The sequence below is a fragment of the Enterobacter sp. JBIWA005 genome (genome assembly GCF_019968805.1).
GTDB classification, from domain to species: Bacteria; Pseudomonadota; Gammaproteobacteria; order Enterobacterales; family Enterobacteriaceae; genus Enterobacter; species Enterobacter vonholyi.
This window is the reverse complement of sequence record NZ_CP074159.1, coordinates 3,638,365-3,656,637: the sequence shown is the minus strand read 5'-3', so window position 1 is coordinate 3,656,637 and position 18,273 is coordinate 3,638,365. Positions and strand designations below refer to the sequence as shown.

Genomic DNA, 18,273 nt, shown 5'->3' with positions numbered 1-18,273 from the left:
TAAGTTTCAACCATACAAGATATGGGAAATTTAGATTGATGATGTCCCGATGATGAGCCCAGCGGGGCAGGGCAGGCTATACGGGTTTTACAGGCGAGAAGATAAAGAAAAGCCCCGGCAGCTACTGACCACCGGGGCAGATAACGGTGCGCGTTCGGGTTATTTACGCAGGCTAAGCAGAGCGCCCACGAAGATACCGACTGCCGCTACCGTGCCGAGCGTACAGAGCGGTTTCTCGCGTACGAAGGTCGTTGCGCAGCTGACCGCATCGCAGGCAGCCTGTGTCGTACGCGTGCGGCCGTTTAGACGTGCGCGGGTTTCACGGAGCAGAGACTGAGCCTTACGCTTCGCGGCATCCGCTTCGTCCTTCGCGTCACTTCCCCAGGACTTCAGCACCTCTTCCAGCGTGTCCGCTAATTGGCTGACATCATTACGAATATCCTGAGCGTCGTCGTTAATATCGTTTCGGTTCGGTCTGTTAAACATACGATCCTCCGTAATTTTGTGTTCCCGTTCAGTTTAGTTCAGAAATTTAATATCTGAAGGGCATCACGCGTTATCCGGCAGTTTATGGACTATTCTGAAAGCCCTGCTATTGCTGAATACTGTAAGGTTGCCGGGCAGGAAAAGATAACGAGGAAAAGATATGTATTTACGACCTGACGAGGTGGCACGCGTTCTTGAAAAAGAGGGATTCACCATGGATGAGGTGACGCCAAAAGCGTATGGATATCGCCGCGGCGAGAATTATGTTTATGTTAACCGCGAAGCAAGAATGGGACGTACCGCTCTCATTATTCATCCGACGCTGAAAGACAGAAGCCTGTCATTTGCTGAGCCTGCCTCGGATATTAAAACCTGCGATCATTATCAGCAATTTCCGCTCTATTTAGGCGGTGAACGGCATGAGCATTATGGTATTCCGCACGGTTTCAGTTCGCGTATGGCGCTGGAGCGATTTTTGAAGGGACTGTTTGGCGACGTACAGTAAATCCGCGACTGGCGTGCGCCAGTCGCTTCACATCACGCTTTTGCCTGGCTGTACTGGCTGACCTTAAACAGGCGGCGGCAGTAGTCGAGGAAATAGCCGTAAACGGCTCCCATCAGCATCGAAATGACAATATTCGAACTCACTGCCGCAGCGATCTGGTGCCAGTCTGCACCGACTGTCAGGAGAATGGCCACGTAAACCGGCGACTGGAACGTTACATACGCCAGGACGTCTGCCAGGTTTTTCACCCAGCCTGCAGGACTAATTCGACGCGCGAAACGCATTACCGCATCGCGGTATAAACCGTAAGGCCATGCAATAATAATATTGACCGGGATCGCCACCAGACGAGAAGAAAATGACTGCTCGAAGGACATTCCGGAGAGGAATATTTCGATCAGCATGTTCACGACGGAACAGTAAACAACCATCGCGAAGGTATCCGCCACCGCGTGGCGCAGGCGAGATTGCGGCGAGAACATGTCTGAACTCCTTGAGAAGAACATAAAAGAAACGATTTTCCTTCGTCGCATAGTGCTTTAGGTTGGTTTGTTTGACATGTATAGCGTATATCTCTGAGTTTGAACTAACAACTAGTGATTAATTTTTATTTAATCGCCTTTTGTCCACAAAATTCTCTAAAGTTGTTCGTTTTTTGCTTCGATCGTTATAATCTCTCTTGTTTGGCTTTTTTTATATCAAAATCAATAGTTTGGTTTTATTGATGGCGCAGGCGACGAATCCGCCTTCTGACAGTGGCGAAGTATGCTGCGATTTGGAGTAAAGTTAACCATTTATATTAATGCGGTGATTAGATTCCCCTGTTTCCTGGCAGCCCCGTGCGCTATTATTCGCAATGAGATTTTAATATATTTACACTGATGCCCATACGGACCCTTGGGTAGATATTTCAACTCAAATGAATTATTCTGTCGGCGATTTATCTATTTACCCCAAAGAAAAGGTTTTCAAATAATATGTCTTTGACGTTACAGAATCTTAATAATATCCGAACCCTGCGCGCCATGGCGCGTGAATTATCCCTGGACGTTCTTGAGGAAATGCTGGAAAAGGTCAGGGTCGTTACTGAAGAGAAACGGAGTGAACTGACGGAATTAGAGCAGCAGCGCGCCGAGCAGCAGGAAAAAATTAATGCCCTGCTGGAACTGATGAAAGCCGATGGTATTTCACCGACCGATCTGCTGGGCTCTGAACTGGCGCTGGCGGGTAAGCAAACGAAAAAGCGTAAGCCGCGTGAAGCAAAATATCGCTTTATTGACCAGAACGGTGAAGAGAAAACGTGGACCGGCCAGGGCCGCACGCCTAAGCCCATTGCCAGCGCGCTGGAAAACGGTAAATCACTGGATGATTTTCTAATCTAATGCGTTGACCGGGCGGAACATGCCGCCCGGTTATCTGTTCAGCAGACGCCGAAATCACCTTCTTCGCTATACGGCGCAACATCGACGGCTTTCAGCGTATATTTCTCGCCTTGCTCATTGCTGGCCTGGACTGCCACAATGTTGTCACCGTTCACTTCGAGCACTTTCAGTTTCGGGCCGCCTTTACGCGGTTGCACATAATCACCGACAGAAAACATATTACCTCCTCATCGTTTTAGCGGTCTTCACATTATCCCACGCATGACGCCGGGTACAGCGTATTTCACCGATTACTGCTTATGAGGTACGTCGGTTCCATGGCATTACCTTAAGCAGCCGCGCCATGCCGCAAAAGCCCGTCACACCCGCAAACAGCAGCCCGGCACCGACAAAGCCGCTGAGCAGGAAAAAGCCGCTGGAGACGCTATAGCCCAGAACCACGCCACAGAGTATCAGCAGCCCGGCGGCAATTTGCACCTGACGCATCAGCGGCAGCGGCTGGGATTTGTCTTCGAAAGTCGGCAGCCCGGCCTGCTTCCAGCCCTGAATGCCACCCTCGACCACAAATGCCTGAGCGGGAACGGCAGCCTGCGCCAGGCGATCGGCATTGCCTGAGGTACGGGCGCCGGACTGGCAGTGAAAAATCACCGTTTCGTCCGCCTGCGTTTTAAGTCCACCGGGTAAGGTACCCAGCGGCACGGACCGCGCGGCGGGAATATGCTCGCGGGCGTACTCATCGGCATCACGAATATCAATCAGTTTTGCGCCTTCAGCGATGCGGGCACTGGCCTCGCGCGGCGAAATAAGGGGAAGTGACATAGCGGCTCCTTACGGGCAATAAAGCTTTTTCAGGGTGCTGATGAGCTGATGCACCGCATCGTTTTTAATGAAATAGAGAATGCGCTGCGCGTCGCGGGTGCTGTCGATCAGACCTTCCTCACGCATGCGCGCCAGATGCTGCGATGTGGCGGAAGGACTAAGCCCCGTGGCTCGCGCCAGTTCTCCCGCGCTGGTGCCGGGCGCTCCGCACAGGGTGCAGAGGATCAGCAGCCGACGCGGGTTGCTCATCGCTTTTAAGAGTGTGGCGGCCTGCTCGGCGCTGGCCTGAAGCTGTTCGAGTTCAGTCATGGTACTTTAGTGTTTTCTTAATTAAGGTAATGCTAAAGTAATTGTGCGCATTAAGCCAGCGTCAAAAGCGTAAACGAGGGTAAACGAGGGGTCGGGAACTGGCGCAGCCGGGTAAACTGGCTATGCTTAGAAATGGTTCACTCTATTATTTTCAATGGATTAGCTTGCACGGAGTTTTAATATGGGTTTTTGGCGTATTGTTTTTACCATCCTGTTGCCGCCGCTGGGCGTGCTGTTAGGCAAAGGGTTTGGCTGGGCGTTTATTATCAACATTCTTCTCACGCTGCTGGGTTACTTCCCCGGCCTCATTCACGCCTTTTGGGTACAGAGCAAAAGCTAAGCGCGCCACAGTAAATCGCTATAAATATCGGTCAGCACCCCCGCAGGGCCAAACTCCTTCTTGATCCAGCGCGTGACCTGGCCGGTTGCGGCATGCTGCGTGGCGAGCAGCATGCGCGAGTCCTGACGTGGGTTATTGATATGCCGCGTCACCAGCAGGTCATCTTCAACCGCCTCCCGCGCCATATATTCCGGCAAAAAGCCTATCCCTTCGCCCAGGATCTGACACTGACACTTGGTGTTAAAGTCCGGCACCAGAATCGCCTCCTGCCCGTGCAGCAGCCAGCCGACCTTTTTGTTAATGGTATGCGCGGTATCTTCCACCATGATGTTGGGATACAGGCGCAGCTGGCTTTCCGCGATCGGTTCCGGAACGAACGCCAGCGGGTGCTCCGGCGCGATGGCAAACACCCAGCGAATGGCGCCGATTTCGGTGTAGTCAATTCCGCCGCCGTCGAGCAGCGTGTCCGGCGCGCCAATGGCGATATTGGCCTGGTTGTTGATGATGGAGTCCCACACGCCGTTATAGACCTCGGTGGTGACGGTGATCTGACAGGTGGGGAACTGCTTTTTCAGCACCTGCAGCAGCCGCGCGGTATGGCGCGGCGTATACAACAGCTGGTTGATACAGATGCGTACACGCGCCTCGATGCCCTGTGAAATGGTATCAATCCCGCGCTTGATGGCGTGAAAGTCGTTAAGCAGGTCGGTGGCTTTGCGGTAAAAGTAAAAGCCGGACTCGGTTAGCTCAATGCTGCGCGTGCTGCGGACGAACAGCACCACGTCCAGCCCGGTCTCCATGCGCTTAATGGTGTAACTGATGGCGGAGGTCGTTACACCCAGTTCGGCGGCGGCTTTGCTGAAGCTGCCGAAGCGTGCGGCGGTGGTAAAGGCCAGCAGGTTCTCCTCGGTAAAGATGGAATTCATATCTCACTCCCTTCAGCCATCAGTTTTGAACATATTTTAACAGCGTCGTTACAACGCATTTGAAGCCGATCACAGTTCTGGCTATTTCATTAATGCCGCGCCATACAAGGCTTTTTCAGATATAAGCATAATGTGGCCAGAAACGATAAAAAGCGGAGAAACATAAGAAAAAGGTTGCACAGACGCACGTTTTGACCGGTTTGTTGAATTTACCTCAACAATGAATTGTCTGTCGATGAATCATTTTTAAGCGGATTCTTTTATGACCAGGCTGTTGCTATTCTCAGGTCAACAGAAATAAAAACATCGGGAGTCTGAATATGTCTGCAACTGAACTGGTTACGGAATTTTTGCTGGCGGCAGAAGAGGGCAATAGCGATGCGCTAAAAGCCTGTCTGGAGAAGGGCGTGGATATTAACGCCACGAACCGCCAGAAAAGAACCGCCGTTATTATTGCCAGCCTGAAAAAACATTATGCCTGCGTGGAGTTCTTAATTGCCGCCGGGGCGGATATTGATAAACAGGATCAGACCTGCTTTAACCCCTTCCTGATTAGCTGCCTGACGAACGATTTAACTCTCCTGCGGCTGGTATTACCCGCGAACCCGGATCTCGACCGCCTGACGCGCTTCGGCGGCGTAGGCATTACGCCAGCCAGTGAAAAAGGGCACGTGGAGATCGTCCGCGAGCTGCTGGAAAAAACCGATATCAACGTTAACCACACCAATTTTGTCGGCTGGACGCCGCTGCTGGAAGCAATCGTACTCAACGACGGCGGCACAAAGCAGCAGGAGATCGTGAAGCTGCTGCTGGAGCACGGCGCGAACCCGCATATGACCGACAAATACGGCAAAACCCCGCTCGAACTGGCGCGGGAGAAAGGCTTCACCGAGATTGCAGACCTGCTGCTGGCGGCGGGCGCATAAGACGGTCGGTCAGCCCGTTCCGGCTGGCCGCTAATTAAATAAAGCATTTTTACCGACGTGCATTTTGCACGACGGCGGCCCCCTTTTATCCGCGAACAGGTGCAAATAATGCCAACGAAAATCGTGATTAAAAAGAACACCTATTTTGACTCCGTATCATTAATGTCCGTTTCCACTAAAGCCAATAAATTGCCGGGCGTCGAACAGGCCTTTGTCGCCATGGCAACGGAAATGAATAAGGGCGTTTTAAAAAACCTCGGGCTGTTAACGCCGGAATTAAATGAGGCGAAAAACGGCGACCTGATGATTGTCATTAAAGGCGACGCGGCGAATGAAGAAACGCTGGCCGCTATTGAAGCGCTGTTCACGCGTAAAGAGAGCGCGGGCTCCCATGAAGCGCGCTATGCGACGATTGCCAGCGCCAAAACCCATCGCCCGGACAGCAACCTCGCGGTAATTTCCGTCAACGGTACCTTCGCCGCCCGCGAAGCGCGTCAGGCGCTGGAAAACGATCTCAACGTGATGCTGTTTTCCGATAACGTGTCGCTTGACGACGAGCTGGCGCTGAAGCAGCTCGCGCACCGGAAAGCGCTGCTGATGATGGGGCCGGACTGCGGCACCGCCATCATCAACGGCGCGGGACTGTGCTTCGCCAACGCGGTACGTCGTGGACCGATTGGTATCATCGGCGCATCCGGCACCGGCAGCCAGGAGCTGAGCGTGCGCATCCATGAATTCGGCGGCGGCGTGTCGCAGCTGATCGGCACCGGCGGACGCGATCTCAGCGAGAAGATCGGCGGCCTGATGATGCTTGACGCCATTGAAATGCTGGAAGCCGACGAGGGTACAGAAGTGATTGCGCTGATCTCCAAGCCGCCCGCGCCAGCGGTGGCGGAGAAAGTGCTGGCCCGCGCGCGCGCCTGTCGTAAGCCCGTGATCGCGTGCTTCCTCGGTCGCAATGAACCGCCCGCCGATGAGGACGGACTGCAGTTCGCGCGCGGCACCAAAGAGGCGGCGCTGAAGGCCGTCCTGCTCACCGGCATCAAAAAAGAGTCCCTCGATCTGCACCCGCTCAACTGGCCATTAATTGAAGAGGTGCGCGCTCGCCTGACCCCGCAGCAGAAGTACATTCGCGGCCTGTTCTGCGGCGGCACCCTGTGCGACGAGGCGATGTTTGCCGCGCTTGCGAAATTCGACGACGTTTACAGCAACATCCAGCCGGATCCAGCTAAGCGCCTGAGCGACATCAGCGTCAGTAAAGCCCACACCTTCCTCGACTTTGGCGATGACGATTTCACCAACGGCAAGCCGCACCCGATGATTGACCCGACCAACCGCATCAGCCGCCTGCTGCAGGAGGCTCGCGACCCGGAAGTCGGGGTGATTGTGATGGACTTTGTGCTCGGCTTCGGCGCCCACGAGGATCCGGTCGGCGTGATGATCGACGCCATTAAAGAAGCACAGGCGATCGCGAAGGCCGATAACCGTCCGCTGGAGATCCTCGGCTACGTGCTCGGCACCGACCAGGATCCGCAGTCGCTGGCGCAGCAGTGTCAGCTGCTGACCGACGCAGGCGTCATCTGGGCCAGCAGCAGCACCAATACCGGATTACTGGCACGCGAATTTGTCTGCAAAGGGGAGAACGCATAATGACTACCTTATTTAACCAGCCGCTGAACGTCATTAACGTGGGTCTCGCGATGTTCAGCGACGATCTCAAAAAACAGCACATTCCCGTGACCCAGCTCGACTGGACGCCGCCGGGGCAGGGCAATATGCAGGTCGTTGAAGCGCTCGACCAGCTGGCGGAAAAACCGCTGGCGGAGAAAATCGCCGCCGCCAACCAAATCGCCCTTGAGCGCATTATTCAGTCTCATCCGGTGCTGGTGGGCTATGACCAGGCGATTAACGTTGTGCCGGGGATGACCCGCACCACCATTCTGCACGCCGGTCCCCCTGTCTCCTGGGAAAACATGTGCGGCGCGATGAAGGGCGCGGTCACCGGGGCGCTGGTGTTTGAAGGGCTGGCGAAAGATCTGGACGACGCGGCGCGACTTGCCGCCTCCGGGAAGATCGCCTTCTCGCCATGCCACGAGCACGACTGCGTGGGCTCCATGGCGGGCGTCACCTCCGCGTCGATGTTTATGCACATCGTTGAAAACAAAACCTACGGCAACCGCGCGTTCACCAACCTTAGCGAGCAGATGGCGAAGATCCTGCGCATGGGGGCCAACGACCAGAGCGTCATCGACCGCCTGAACTGGATGCGCGACGTGCTCGGCCCGATGCTGCGCGACGCGATGAAGATTATCGGCGAAATCGACCTGCGCCTGATGCTGGCCCAGGCGCTGCACATGGGCGACGAGTGCCACAACCGCAATAACGCGGGCACCACGCTGCTGATCCAGGCGCTGACGCCGGGGCTAATTCAGGCGGGCTATCCGGTGGAGCAGCAGCGCGAGGTGTTCGAGTTTGTTGCCAGCAGCGACTACTTCTCCGGCCCGACGTGGATGGCGATGTGTAAAGCCGCGCTGGACGCCGCCCACGGCATTGAATACAGCACCGTGGTTACCACCATGGCGCGCAACGGCTACGAATTCGGCCTGCGCGTTTCGGGGCTTCCGGGGCAGTGGTTCACCGGCCCGGCGCAGCAGGTGATCGGCCCGATGTTCGCGGGCTATAAGCCGGAAGATTCCGGGCTGGATATCGGCGACAGCGCGATCACCGAAACCTACGGCATCGGCGGCTTTGCGATGGCGACGGCCCCGGCGATTGTCGCCCTGGTGGGCGGGACGGTGGAGGAAGCCATCGACTTCTCCCGCCAGATGCGCGAAATCACCCTCGGCGAAAATCCGAACGTCACCATTCCGCTGCTCTCGTTTATGGGCATTCCAACCGCCATCGACATCACGAAGGTCGCTGGCAGCGGCATTCTGCCGGTCATCAATACCGCCATTGCACACAAAGACGCGGGCATCGGCATGATTGGGGCGGGCATCGTTCACCCGCCGTTTAGCTGTTTTGAAAAGGCGCTGTTGACCTTCCGCGATCGCTACTTTTTATAAGGCATGCATCCATGAAAAACATGAAACTGGAGTGGAAAAGAGGTGACTGGGCGGCTTATTTCGGGTTGATGACCAACAACCTGACCAATTTGCTGACCATGATGGGGTTGCTCATTTTTGTCGTCGGCATCCCGAAGGAGATTGTTTATGGACGCATCGCGCCGGCCTTCGGGCTGGCGGTGCTGGCCGCGAGTATCTGCTACGCGTGGTTCGGCATGCAGATGGCGCGCCAGACCGGGCGCACGGACGTCACCGCGCTGCCGTCCGGCCCCAGCGCGCCGTCAATTTTTACCGTGACCTTCCTGGTGCTGATGCCGGTGTATCAGCATACGGGCGATGCGGAGTTCGCTATTCAGATTGGCCTGGTCTGGTGCTTCGTTGAGGCGATGATTCTTGCGGGCGGTTCATTCCTGGGCGAAACCATCCGCAAGATGATCCCGCGCACCGTGCTGCTGTCGTGCCTGTCCGGTTTAGGCCTGCTGCTGCTGGCGATGAACCCGATGCTGCAGGCGTTTGAAGCGCCGACCGTATCGTTCATCGTCCTGCTGCTGATCTTCATCAACTGGTTCGGCAAAAAGCCGATTTTCGCCAGAATCCCTACCGGCCTGCTGTTGCTGATAGCCGGTACCGCACTGGCGTGGATCTCCGGCCTGCAAAGCCCGGAAGCGATTAAAGCGTCCATGTCATCCTTCGGCTTTAACCCGCCGCAGGTGCATGTGGAAGGCTTCCTGCAGGGCCTGCCGCACGCGCTGCCGTATCTTGCCTCTGCCGTACCGCTGGGGCTGGCGAACTACATCTTTGACCTGGAGAACATCGAAAGCGCCCACGCGGCGGGGGATGAATACCCGACGCGTAAAGTCATGCTGGCGAACGGTCTGGCCTCCATGCTCGGCTGCCTGATGGGGAACCCGTTCCCGGTGACGGTTTACGTCGGCCATCCCGGCTGGAAAGCGATGGGGGCCAGCATCGGCTACACGCTGGCCTCCGGCGTGACCATGTTCATCGTGCCGCTGTTCGGGCTGGGGGCGTTTATGCTCGCCATCATTCCGATGACCGCCATCGTGCCGATTCTGGTGTTTATCGGCGTGGTCACCGCCAACCAGGTGGTGAGGGAAACGCCGAAGGTGGAAGTGCCCGTGATCTTCATCTGCCTGTTCCCGTGGATCGCCAACTGGGCGCTGACCATGATGAACAGCGTGATGGGAGCGGCGGGCACGAATGCCGCCAAAATCGGTACCGACGTGCTGCACAGCAAAGGGATCTACTACGAAGGATTAGTCCATCTGGGGAACGGGGCACCGCTCGCCAGCATGCTGTGGGGCTGTATCGCCATTTTCGCCATTATCAACAAACCGCTGCGCGGAGCCGTGGCCGCGGCGGGCGGGGCACTGCTGGCGCTGTTCGGGGTGATCCACGCCCCGGTGGTGGGTTTTGCCGAAGGCAGTTCGCTGATGTTCGTCACCGCGTATCTGATGATGGGCGGCATGTTTGTGGTGAAGCATTTTCTCGACAGCCGGGAAGTTGCGAGCGCTGCGTCGGGTAATGTTGCGAAGGAACACGTATGAAAGAGCTTATGGTCGTTGCCATCGGCGGCAACAGCATTATCAAAGACAACGCCAGCCAGTCGGTTGAACATCAGGCGCAGGCGGTCAAAGCGGTGGCAGAGTCGGTGCTCGAAATGCTGGCCTCCGACTATGACATCGTGCTTACCCACGGCAACGGTCCGCAGGTGGGGCTGGATCTGCGCCGCGCTGAAATCGCCCACGAGCGGGAAGGGCTCCCTCTGACGCCGCTGGCAAACTGCGTGGCGGACACCCAGGGCGGCATTGGCTACCTAATCCAGCAGGCGCTGAACAACCGCCTTGCCGCGTGCGGCGAGCAAAAGGCGGTCACGGTCGTCACGCAGGTGGAAGTGGATAAAAACGATCCCGGCTTTGCGCACCCCACGAAGCCGATCGGCGCGTTCTTCAGCGAGGCGCAGCGCGACGAACTGCAGCTCGCGCACCCGGACTGGCACTTTGTTGAAGATTCGGGCCGGGGATATCGTCGCGTGGTGGCCTCCCCGCAGCCGCTGCGCATTGTCGAGGCCGACGCGATCAAGACACTGACGCAAAAAGGCTTCGTGGTGATCGGCGCGGGCGGCGGCGGTATTCCCGTGGTGCGCTCGGCGCAGGGCGATTACCAGAGCGTCGACGCGGTGATTGATAAAGATCTCTCCACCGCGCTGCTGGCGCGCGAGATCGGCGCCGACGTGCTGGTGATTACCACCGGCGTGGAAAAGGTGTGTGTCAACTTCGGTAAGCCAAATCAACAGGCGCTGGAGACCGTCGACGTAGCGGAGATGACGCACTACATGGAGGAAGGCCATTTCCCGGCGGGCAGCATGCTGCCCAAAATCGTCGCCTCGCTGGCGTTTTTACATCACGGCGGCAAGCGCGTGATCATCACCTCGCCGGACTGCCTGCCCGCCGCGCTGCGCGGAGAAACCGGTACCCATATTGTGAATGAAGGAAGATTAGATGAGTGAAAATAAAAGCCGCCGTGAATTCATCAGCCAGAGCGGCAAAATGGTGACCGCCTGCGCGCTGTTTGGCGCGACCGGATCCGTCGCGTATGCTGCTGACTCCGCAAAGCCACTCTGCGAGACCGGTAAGCCTGTGAATATCACCGCGAAACATTACTATCTGGACAACGTGTTGCTCGAAGCCGGGTTTAATTTTGACGGCAACGTGGCGACGAGCACCCGCACCGAGCTGAAGACGCTGGAGATTCAAGACGGGAAGATCGTCGCCCTGCGCGATAACAAGCGCCACGCCGACGCCACGCTGCCGCACTACGACGCGGGCAACAAGCTGATGCTTCCGGCGATGCGCGACATGCACATTCACCTGGATAAAACCTTTTACGGCGGCCCGTGGCGTTCCCTCAACCGCCCGGCAGGTACCACCATTCAGGATATGATCCGCCTGGAACAGAAGCTGCTGCCGGAGCTTCAGCCCTACACCCAGGAGCGTGCGGAAAAGCTGATCGATCTGATCCAGTCGAAAGGCTCCACCATAGCCCGCAGCCACTGCAATATCGAGCCGACCTCCGGCCTGAAGAATCTTGAAAACCTGCAGGCGGTTTTATCGCGCCGTAAGCCCGGCTTTGACTGTGAAATCGTCGCCTTCCCACAGCACGGGCTGCTGCTGTCCCATTCCGAAAAGCTGATGCGTGAGGCTATGCAGGCCGGGGCGCACTACGTGGGCGGCCTGGACCCGACCAACGTCGACGGCGCGATGGAGAAATCTCTCGACCTGATGTTCCAGATTGCGCTGGACTACGACAAAGGAGTGGATATTCACCTGCACGAGACCAGCCCGGCGGGTGTGGCGGCGGTGAACTACATGGTCGAAACCGTGGAGAAAACGCCGGAGCTGAAGGGGAAGCTGACCATCAGCCACGCCTTTGCGCTGGCGACGCTTAACGAAAAGCAGGTGGATGAGATCGCCACCCGCATGGCGGCGCAGCAGGTGACCATCGCCTCCACCGTGCCGATTGGCACCCTGCATATGCCGCTGAAGCAGCTGCGGGACAAGGGCGTGTTTGTGATGACGGGAACCGACAGCGTGATCGACCACTGGTCGCCGTACGGTCTGGGGGACATGCTGGAAAAAGCGAATCTCTACGCCCAGCTCTACATCCGCCCGAACGAGCAGACGCTCTCCCGCGCATTAGGTATCGCGACCGGCGACGTGCTGCCGCTGAACGACAAAGGCGAGCGCGTGTGGCCGAAAGCGCAGGATGACGCCAGCTTTGTGCTGGTGGACGCCTCCTGTTCCGCCGAAGCCGTGGCGCGCATCTCTCCGCGTACCGCAACGTTCCACAAGGGCAACCTCGTCTGGGGCGTTGTGGGTTGATGTGCATTTCTCCCTCTCCCTGTGGGAGAGGGGGGATGGCATCAGGCCGCACTTCTGAAGGCCGGGTAAGCGCAGCTTCCACGCCCGATGCTGGTGCCGATCGCCGCGCGCACGGCTCAGTAGCCGACCTTGTATACCCGCCCGCTCTGCACGCCTTCCACGCTGCGGCGGTAGGCCTGGGCCACCGTCGCGGCAGGCACGCTTTCGAAGCCCGGGAAGAAGCCATCGTACGTTTCGACGGATTCGGTGAGCACCGTTGGGCTAATCAGATTGATGCGGATCCCGCGCGGCAATTCGCAGGCTGCGGCGCGAACAAACCCTTCCAGCGCCGCATTCACCGTGGTGGCATTTACGCCCTGCGCAATCGGCTCGTGTGCGACGATCCCGCTTATCAACGTAATCGAGCCCCCTTCGTTCAGGTAGTGCTGGCCGGTCAGCGCCAGGCGCACCTGTCCTAGCAGCTTATCCTGTAGCCCCTGGTTAAAGTCGCTATCTTTCATGGTCGCGAGCGGGCCAAAGTAGAGGCCACCGCTGGCGGACACAATGGCGTCCACCGGACCGATTTTCTCGAACAGCGCCTGAACGCTCGCCTGAGAGGTGATATCTACCTGCTCGTCGCCCTGCGTGCGGCCGACGCGGATGACCTGGTGGCGACGACTCAGCTCTTCCGTTACCGCATGACCAACCGTACCGCTGGCACCAATAATGACGATTTTCATAGCCGACTCCTTCTGTTGTGAGCCTTCATTCTTTAATAAATTAAAATACGGATAAACTGGGCTAAAGTTAGAATATTGCTAACCAGAGGTTTGGAATATGGATAAGCTTCGCAGCATGGAGACCTTTATTGCGGTGGTTGAAAGCGGCAGCTTCACCGGCGCGGCGGCGCGGCTCGAGATGTCGGCGGTGATGGTGGGGAAGTACGTTGCGCTGCTGGAATCCCAGCTCGGCACCCGCCTGCTGGAGCGTAACACGCGCCGTCAGAGCCTGACGGATGCCGGACGCGTCTATTTCGACGAGGCGAAGCGGGTGCTGGAGCAGGTCGCGATCGCCGAAAGCGCCGTGGAACGCCTGCGCGCCGCACCGTCCGGGACCCTGCGCGTGACGGCGCCCACCTCGTTTGGCGGCAGCGCGATCGCGCCGCTTACGGCCTCTTTTTTACAACGCTACCCGGAAGTGCGCATCGAGCTGGATCTCACCAACCGGATGGTGGATCTGGTGGAGGAGGGTATCGATCTGGCCATTCGTATTGGCGACATTCACAACGACGATCTGGTGGCGAAATACCTCTGCCCTTACCGGATGGTGATCTGCGCCGCGCCGGACTACCTGGCACGCTACGGTACGCCGCAAACCCCTGCCGATCTGGTGGATCATCTTTGTCTGTCCCACAGCGTGTGGACCGCGCGCAACGAGTGGCGGCTGCCGGGCGTCGAGGGCGAGGTGCGCTGGAAGCGGGATGCGGTCTTAAAATGTAATGACGGCTACGGGCTCCGGATGGCCGCGAGAGCCGGAGCGGGACTGCTGCTGCAGCCGGAGGTGCTGGTGGCGGAAGATCTGGAAAGCGGCAGGCTGGTGCGGGTGCTGGAAGAGTATATTCCGGCGCCGAGACCCGTGCATTTATTGTGGCGTCAGGATTTACGTCAACTGCCTAAGCTGACGGAATTTATCGCCCATATTCTGCTAAGATTGGGCACACTATAAAAACAGAAGGTAAGCAAAGAATGTCCGTGAGTAAACTCGCTAGCAGCGCGCAGGGCCTGCAATCATCTGCCATCCGTGAATTATTAAAACACAGCAAAATGGCGGGCGTGATCTCGCTGGGGGGCGGTATTCCAAACCCAGACCTGTTCGATCGCGAAGGGCTGAAAATTGCCGCTGATGCCGTATTATCTCAGCATTTTGGCGAGGCGTTCCAGTACGGCCTGACCGAAGGCGTGCCGGGACTGCGGGAAGAGATTCAGCGCATTTGCGAGGGGCGAGGCATTCGCTGTAAGGCGGATGACGTGGTCGTGACCTCTGGTTCACAGCAGTCCCTCGACGTGCTGGCGCGTGCTTTGATTAACCCGGGCGATATTGTCGTCGTCGAGCGTCCAACCTATCTTGCTGCGCTGCAGGTATTCGGCCTGGCGCAGGCGAATTTTGAATCCGTCGGCACCGACGGTGACGGCATGAAGGTCGACGAGCTCGAAGTGCTGGTGGCAAATAAAACTATCAAAGCGGTCTATATTGTCCCGACGTTTGGCAACCCGGGCGGCGTGACGCTTTCTGAGGCGCGTCGTAAACAGCTGGTGGAACTCTCGAAGCGCTATGACTTCGTGATCATCGAAGACGATCCGTATAGCGAAATTAACTATACCGATGAAGTCTTCCGCCCGTTAATTGCTCATGCCAAAGATATCGGCAACGAAGAGAACGTGGTGTATACCTCTACCTTCTCTAAAATCCTCGCGCCGGGCACTCGCGTGGGCTGGGTGGTGGTACCGGAATGGCTGAAGCGCGCGGTGGTGAACCTGAAGCAAACCACCGATCTGCACACCAGCACGCTGTCGCAGCTGATGACGTATGAGTACCTGAAAACCGGTCGTCTGCCCGCTCAGATTAAAACGATCCGCGAAGCCTATCGCCAGAAATACCAGACGTTCGCAACCGAGCTGGAGGCCGAGCTTGGCGACGTGATGTCTTTCCACAAGCCGAAGGGCGGCATGTTCCTGTGGGCGAATATGAAAAATGGTAGTAATACCACCCGCTGGCTGGAAAAAACGTTAAGTAACGGCGTAGTATTTGTGCCGGGCGAATTTTTCTACTGCAATGAGCCAGACCATTCAACGCTGCGTATGTCATTTGTCACGCCAACGGATGAAGAGCTGAAGGAAGCGGTTCAACGCCTGAAAAAATCGCTGTAAAAGACCTGCGCATAATGGCGTTCCTGCCGTTATGCGCAATATGCGTTCAGGGCGGCAGGGGCCGCGATCGTTCATGGTGATCTCCATGTTTGAATTTCTGTTCGGTGTCGTTACGCACACGCCCGTCTGGGTGTGGGTGCTTTTTATCTTCCTCATCTCTCGCGGTATTAAAGCCCGCAGGCCTGCCACCGTTTCGCTGGAGCGGCTTGCCATTATTCCGGCAATATTTCTAATCTGGGATATCTACGATCTGGTGGTTTACCGCACGTTAACCCCCGGAACTGTCGCATTATGGACGGCGGGGATCCTCGCCGGGGCCGCGCTGGGGTATGTCCTGATTAAGCAGGCTGTTATCACCCGCGCAGAGGCGCCGAGAAGCATTTACCGCCAGGCCGACTACACCGCGCTGCCGTTTATGATGCTGGCGTTCGGGGTGAAGTATGTGCTGGGCGTGATGAGCGCGGTCTCTCCCCAGACGATGCAGCAGCCCGCCATGAGCGCGCTGGCGATCGTCTCCGGCGGCGTGTTTGCCGGTGTGTTTATTGGGAAATTTGCGCGTTATATTGGCGTGTATAACAGCGCCGCACCTCGTCCGGCGGAGTAAGATCTCCGCGCCTGTTCGGGTCAGGCTACATCCGGTTGGCCAGATTTTCGCTTAGCCATGACGTCCGCAACGGTCTTTATACGGCTTAGTTCCTCCTGCGTCCTGGCGTTAGATTGCGCTTCCCAGATATCGACGTTCAGCTGTAAGTTCAGCCAAAATTCAATCGTGGTATCAAAGGCTTTTGCCAGCTTGATCGCCATATCGGCAGTAAGCTTGCGATTGTTATTGACCAGCGCGCTGATGGTGTTGCGGTGAACATTGAGCATCTCCGCCAGATCGCTGATTTTCAGATTGAGCGGTTCAAGATACTCATACTGCAACACGTCGCCCGGCGTGGTGGGTTTGCGGAGTGCCTGTTGAAGTGTCATAGATGATGCCTCACTTGTGTTGCGTGTACTTGTGTGGAGAGAGGTAGAGATCTTCTGCTTTACCCTCTGTCCAGCAAAATACGAGCCTGTATTGCCTGTTTACCCGGATGGAGGAATAGCCCTTCAGCGGAGGATTCAATGCTTCATACATATTGCCCGGTGGCGATCGCAAATCCCTGTGCGAGGTTGCTGCCCTGATGATATCGAGCTTTCTCGCAAGCGCTGTTTCCAGATTTGAAGGGATAACATTGCTCGATCTGCCGTAAAGAAAAAAATCCTCAAGCCATTGATCCCGAAAATAACTAATCATAATGCTGGCGAGCTCCAGTCCGTGAAGCTGAATGAATAGTAATGCACTCCTGCACTGTGCGCAAGTGCGTTTTGTCTGCGGTTAATATTACCTGGGCGATGGCTGAAGGGAAGTGGGATGCATGACTAAAGATTAATCCTCCGAGGCAGGTTCCAGTTCTGGCGTGCGGTTTAATGCCCGGCGGCGCTGCGCTTGCATGGGCCTGGGGGGATGTAGGCCGGGTAAGGCGCAGCCACCACCCGGCTATTGGCTATCGCTCCCTTAGCGCCTCTTTCGCCCGGTTGAACGGTTTAATCAGATAATCCAGCACCGTTTTCTCTCCGGTCTTAATGTCCACCGTCGCAATCATCCCCGGTACAATCGAGAAGTGCCTGCCCGCCTTATTGACCAGGTAATCCTGACTGGTGCGGATAAACACCCTGTAATAGAACACCTCCGGCTTGGCCTCATCCTGAATGGTATCCGGGGAAATCGTCTCAACGACCCCGTGCAGGCCGCCGTAAATGGCGTAATCGTAGGCGGTGATTTTGACCAGCGCCTCCTGGTTCGGGTGGATAAAGGCGATATCGCGCGGCGACAGGCGAGTTTCGATCAGCAGGTGATCGTCCACCGGCACAATCTCCATCAGCTCGCCGTTGGGCGGGATCACCCCGCCGATGGTGGTCACCTTGATATTTTTCACGATCCCGCGCACCGGGGATTTTACCGTCAGACGGGTGACGGAATCCTGGCGGCCCTTGAGGATGGCTGAAACCATATCCACCTCAGCGTTGGCTTTGGATAACGCCTCGCGCGCCTGGACGTAATACTGCGAACGCACGTCGGTGAGCTTCAGCTCCAGATCGCTTTTCTGCCGCTGCAGGCGCAGCACCTCCACGTGGCTGGCGGCCCCGGTTTTCACCAGCCGCTGGGTAATGGCCAGCTCTTTATTGGCGAGATCTAACGCGGCGCGAAGCTCCCGCTGGGTATCCTCCAGCTGCGCGCGGCGCGAGTTGTACAGCCGCGTTTCGTCGGCAATCAGATCCGGCCATTTCGCCAGCGAAGGCGGGAATTTCAGCGGCAGATCGTTCACCTCGGCGTACAGGCGGGCGCTGGAGGCCAGTGAGGCCCGGTAGCGCGCCGCGCTTTCGCCGACGTTCGACTCAGAACGCGTCGGGTCAAGCCGCGCCAGCACCTGTCCGGCCTGCACCTGATCGCCTTCGTGGACGTTCAGCTCGGTGAGGATCCCGCCGTCGAGAGACTGTAAGACCTGCTCGCGCGAGCTAGGGATTACTTTACCCGAACCGGTTGACACCTCATCCAGCACGCCAAACCACGCCCAGACGCCCAGCACCACAAACATCAGCAGCGAGAAGATCACGATCCGGCGCGCGCCGGTGTAGCAGCTTTCGGAGTCGAGGGCGTTATCCAGATCGTCCATTGCCGCCA

Annotated in this window: 22 protein-coding genes; 12 read left to right on the top strand and 10 right to left on the bottom strand. The window is 57.1% G+C overall.

What is annotated here, in order from left to right:
* Window positions 1-159: 159 nt before the first annotated feature.
* Window positions 160-486, bottom strand: a complete 327-nt coding sequence (locus KGP22_RS17325; protein ID WP_008502569.1) for a DUF883 domain-containing protein — start codon at window positions 484-486, stop codon at window positions 160-162.
* 160 nt (window positions 487-646) lie between these two features.
* On the opposite strand from KGP22_RS17325, the gene KGP22_RS17320 reads away from it, so the two are divergent.
* Window positions 647-991, top strand: a complete 345-nt coding sequence (locus tag KGP22_RS17320) for a DUF2002 family protein (RefSeq protein WP_023308923.1) — start codon at window positions 647-649, stop codon at window positions 989-991.
* 32 nt (window positions 992-1,023) lie between these two features.
* Here KGP22_RS17320 and alaE read toward each other — a convergent pair whose 3' ends face one another.
* Complete coding sequence (alaE, locus tag KGP22_RS17315) at window positions 1,024-1,473, bottom strand: L-alanine exporter AlaE (protein ID WP_045404708.1); 450 nt, start codon at window positions 1,471-1,473, stop codon at window positions 1,024-1,026.
* Window positions 1,474-1,968: 495 nt separating this feature from the next.
* On the opposite strand from alaE, the gene stpA reads away from it, so the two are divergent.
* Complete coding sequence (gene stpA, locus KGP22_RS17310) at window positions 1,969-2,373, top strand: DNA-binding protein StpA (protein WP_111965892.1); 405 nt, start codon at window positions 1,969-1,971, stop codon at window positions 2,371-2,373.
* Between the two features lie 38 nt (window positions 2,374-2,411).
* Here the strand turns inward: stpA and KGP22_RS17305 are convergent, their stop codons facing one another.
* From KGP22_RS17305 to KGP22_RS17295, 3 genes are all read right to left on the bottom strand, one after another.
* Window positions 2,412-2,591: a hypothetical protein gene (locus tag KGP22_RS17305; protein WP_223580349.1), complete on the bottom strand. Its 180-nt coding sequence runs from the start codon at window positions 2,589-2,591 to the stop codon at window positions 2,412-2,414.
* A 79-nt stretch (window positions 2,592-2,670) separates the two neighbouring features.
* Entirely contained in the window at window positions 2,671-3,192 is a 522-nt protein-coding gene (locus KGP22_RS17300; RefSeq protein WP_223580347.1) for a rhodanese family protein, read from the bottom strand.
* Between the two features lie 9 nt (window positions 3,193-3,201).
* Complete coding sequence (locus KGP22_RS17295; protein WP_115876118.1) at window positions 3,202-3,501, bottom strand: metalloregulator ArsR/SmtB family transcription factor; 300 nt, start codon at window positions 3,499-3,501, stop codon at window positions 3,202-3,204.
* Between the two features lie 181 nt (window positions 3,502-3,682).
* On the opposite strand from KGP22_RS17295, the gene KGP22_RS17290 reads away from it, so the two are divergent.
* A complete protein-coding gene (locus tag KGP22_RS17290) occupies window positions 3,683-3,841 on the top strand; it encodes a YqaE/Pmp3 family membrane protein (protein WP_045286357.1) in 159 nt (52 codons plus the stop codon).
* Here the strand turns inward: KGP22_RS17290 and KGP22_RS17285 are convergent.
* On the bottom strand, window positions 3,838-4,767 hold the full coding sequence (locus KGP22_RS17285) for a LysR substrate-binding domain-containing protein (protein WP_223580345.1): 930 nt from the start codon (window positions 4,765-4,767) through the stop codon (window positions 3,838-3,840). The genes KGP22_RS17290 and KGP22_RS17285 overlap by 4 nt on opposite strands.
* Window positions 4,768-5,087: 320 nt before the next feature.
* Here KGP22_RS17285 and KGP22_RS17280 point away from each other — a divergent pair, with 320 nt between their 5' ends.
* From KGP22_RS17280 to KGP22_RS17255, 6 genes are all read left to right on the top strand, one after another.
* Window positions 5,088-5,693, top strand: a complete 606-nt coding sequence (locus KGP22_RS17280; protein WP_223580343.1) for an ankyrin repeat domain-containing protein — start codon at window positions 5,088-5,090, stop codon at window positions 5,691-5,693.
* 108 nt (window positions 5,694-5,801) lie between these two features.
* A complete protein-coding gene (fdrA, locus tag KGP22_RS17275) occupies window positions 5,802-7,343 on the top strand; it encodes an acyl-CoA synthetase FdrA (protein ID WP_223580341.1) in 1,542 nt (513 codons plus the stop codon).
* A complete protein-coding gene (locus tag KGP22_RS17270) occupies window positions 7,343-8,758 on the top strand; it encodes a DUF1116 domain-containing protein (protein WP_223580339.1) in 1,416 nt (471 codons plus the stop codon). Before fdrA ends, KGP22_RS17270 begins: the two co-directional genes overlap by 1 nt.
* Before the next feature lie 11 nt (window positions 8,759-8,769).
* The gene (locus KGP22_RS17265) at window positions 8,770-10,323 is read left to right on the top strand and encodes a xanthine permease (RefSeq protein WP_223580337.1); all 1,554 of its coding nucleotides are present in this window, start codon (window positions 8,770-8,772) and stop codon (window positions 10,321-10,323) included.
* Window positions 10,320-11,285: a carbamate kinase family protein gene (locus tag KGP22_RS17260; protein WP_223580335.1), complete on the top strand. Its 966-nt coding sequence runs from the start codon at window positions 10,320-10,322 to the stop codon at window positions 11,283-11,285. The genes KGP22_RS17265 and KGP22_RS17260 overlap by 4 nt, the downstream gene beginning before the upstream one ends.
* Window positions 11,278-12,657 carry an amidohydrolase family protein gene (locus KGP22_RS17255; protein WP_223580333.1) on the top strand — a complete coding sequence of 460 codons (1,380 nt, stop codon included), beginning with the start codon at window positions 11,278-11,280 and terminating at the stop codon, window positions 12,655-12,657. The genes KGP22_RS17260 and KGP22_RS17255 overlap by 8 nt, the downstream gene beginning before the upstream one ends.
* 116 nt (window positions 12,658-12,773) lie before the next feature.
* Here the strand turns inward: KGP22_RS17255 and KGP22_RS17250 are convergent, their stop codons facing one another.
* Window positions 12,774-13,376 carry a short chain dehydrogenase gene (locus KGP22_RS17250; RefSeq protein WP_223580331.1) on the bottom strand — a complete coding sequence of 201 codons (603 nt, stop codon included), beginning with the start codon at window positions 13,374-13,376 and terminating at the stop codon, window positions 12,774-12,776.
* Between the two features lie 97 nt (window positions 13,377-13,473).
* On the opposite strand from KGP22_RS17250, the gene KGP22_RS17245 reads away from it, so the two are divergent.
* The 3 genes from KGP22_RS17245 to KGP22_RS17235 all read left to right on the top strand — a co-directional run bounded on the left by KGP22_RS17245 (window position 13,474) and on the right by KGP22_RS17235 (window position 16,167).
* Entirely contained in the window at window positions 13,474-14,361 is an 888-nt protein-coding gene (locus tag KGP22_RS17245; RefSeq protein ID WP_115876110.1) for a LysR family transcriptional regulator, read from the top strand.
* 20 nt (window positions 14,362-14,381) lie between these two features.
* Window positions 14,382-15,563 (top strand): PLP-dependent aminotransferase family protein, encoded by a 1,182-nt coding sequence (locus KGP22_RS17240; protein ID WP_223580329.1) that lies wholly within the window; start codon window positions 14,382-14,384, stop codon window positions 15,561-15,563.
* 85 nt (window positions 15,564-15,648) lie between these two features.
* The gene (locus KGP22_RS17235; protein ID WP_223580327.1) at window positions 15,649-16,167 is read left to right on the top strand and encodes a DUF6622 family protein; all 519 of its coding nucleotides are present in this window, start codon (window positions 15,649-15,651) and stop codon (window positions 16,165-16,167) included.
* A 20-nt stretch (window positions 16,168-16,187) separates the two neighbouring features.
* Here the strand turns inward: KGP22_RS17235 and KGP22_RS17230 are convergent, their stop codons facing one another.
* The 3 genes from KGP22_RS17230 to KGP22_RS17220 form a co-directional block, all read right to left on the bottom strand.
* A complete protein-coding gene (locus KGP22_RS17230; RefSeq protein WP_063408808.1) occupies window positions 16,188-16,535 on the bottom strand; it encodes a HigA family addiction module antitoxin in 348 nt (115 codons plus the stop codon).
* 10 nt (window positions 16,536-16,545) lie between these two features.
* Window positions 16,546-16,845 (bottom strand): type II toxin-antitoxin system RelE/ParE family toxin, encoded by a 300-nt coding sequence (locus KGP22_RS17225; protein WP_111965881.1) that lies wholly within the window; start codon window positions 16,843-16,845, stop codon window positions 16,546-16,548.
* Window positions 16,846-17,095: 250 nt separating this feature from the next.
* Window positions 17,096-18,265 (bottom strand): HlyD family efflux transporter periplasmic adaptor subunit, encoded by a 1,170-nt coding sequence (locus tag KGP22_RS17220; RefSeq protein ID WP_223582464.1) that lies wholly within the window; start codon window positions 18,263-18,265, stop codon window positions 17,096-17,098.
* Between the last annotated feature and the right edge of the window lie 8 nt (window positions 18,266-18,273).